Source organism: Nocardioides pelophilus (genome assembly GCF_014180685.1).
Classification (GTDB): Bacteria; Actinomycetota; Actinomycetes; order Propionibacteriales; family Nocardioidaceae; genus Nocardioides; species Nocardioides pelophilus.
This window is the reverse complement of sequence record NZ_JACEHF010000314.1, coordinates 1-1,196: the sequence shown is the minus strand read 5'-3', so window position 1 is coordinate 1,196 and position 1,196 is coordinate 1. Positions and strand designations below refer to the sequence as shown.

Annotated in this window: 2 protein-coding genes; both read right to left on the bottom strand. The window is 76.1% G+C overall.

From position 1 onward, the window contains the following. On the bottom strand, positions 1-482 hold a 482-nt coding region (locus tag H0488_RS24470), incomplete at its 3' end, for a hypothetical protein (RefSeq protein ID WP_446685649.1). Positions 483-694: 212 nt separating this feature from the next. Next, on the bottom strand, positions 695-1,102 hold the full coding sequence (locus tag H0488_RS25440) for a hypothetical protein (RefSeq protein ID WP_512698553.1): 408 nt from the start codon (positions 1,100-1,102) through the stop codon (positions 695-697). Between the last annotated feature and the right edge of the window lie 94 nt (positions 1,103-1,196).

The following is a 1,196-nucleotide window of genomic DNA, read 5'->3' as shown; positions in this document are numbered from 1 at the left end:
CACTGTGCCCGGGCCAGCCGTTGACCGGTCCGGTCGGCCAGGGTCAGCCCCTGCTCGAGCGGCGCGGCCGCGGCCGCGGGGTCGCCCCGCCCGACCAGGGCCCGCGCCAGCGTGATGTGCGCGTCCCTCGCGACGGTCACCCGGGAGGTGCCGGCCATCGCCAGCGCCTCGGCCGCGTACGCCGCCGCGGTGTCGCGGTCGTCCTCGTCGAGGGCGATCTCGGCCAGCGTGTTGAGCGTGTCCGCGATCCTGGTGACGTCGTTGTGGTCGCGGGCGACCGCGAGCCGCCGGAGGTGGCAGGCAGCCTCCTCGTCGAACCGGCCGCGCACGCCGTAGCTGATCGCCCGCATGGCCAGTGCGATGGCGACCTGCGGGTACAGGTCGTGCTCCTCGGCGAGCGCCAGCGCCCGGTCCGCGTGGGTCTCCGCCTCGTCGGCGTCACCCGTGATGGCGAGCGCGCCGGCCACGTAGCACGCCGCCATGGCGCGCAGGGCGACGTCGTCGGGATCGGCGAGGGTCTCCGCGCGTTCACAGCACCGCCTGGCCTCCGCCCAGTCGGTGAGGTGGTAGGCGAGCTGCCCGGCGACCAGCCACAGGTGGGCGTCCTCGACCGCCAGCGACCGGGCCCGCTCGACCAGCTCGATCCCGATGGCGAGCCGCCCGGACGCGACCCAGAGCTCGGCCGCGCCGCGGATCAGCCGGGTCGCGGTGGCGACGTCGCCGCGGTCGAGCGAGCGCGCGATCGCACCCTCGACGTCGGNCCCTCGACGTCGGCGGCGCCGTCGGCGAACCTGCCGAGGGCGAGCATCCCGTCCGGCCCGTCGACCTCCGTCGACCAGGTCTCGACCCGGGTGGCGAGGTGCCGCGCCAGGCGCTCCCGGCGTACGTCGAGGTCGGCGTGCTCCGCCAGCCGGCGGTGCGCGAACGCACGGACCGTGCCGAGCATCGCGAACCGCACCTCGACCCGGCTCTCCACGGCCGTCACCAGCCGGGCGTCGCTGATCGCGGCGACCAGGTCGAGCACGTCCGGGACGTCGGGGCAGACCGCCTCGAGCGCGTCGAGGGTGAAGCCGCCCTCGAACAGCGCCAGCCGGTCGCACATCGCCCGCGCCTGGTCGTCGAGGCGCTGGTAGCTCCACTCGATCGTGCGCTCCAGCGCCCGGTGGCGTTCGGGTACGTCGGCGGCGGGCGGGGTG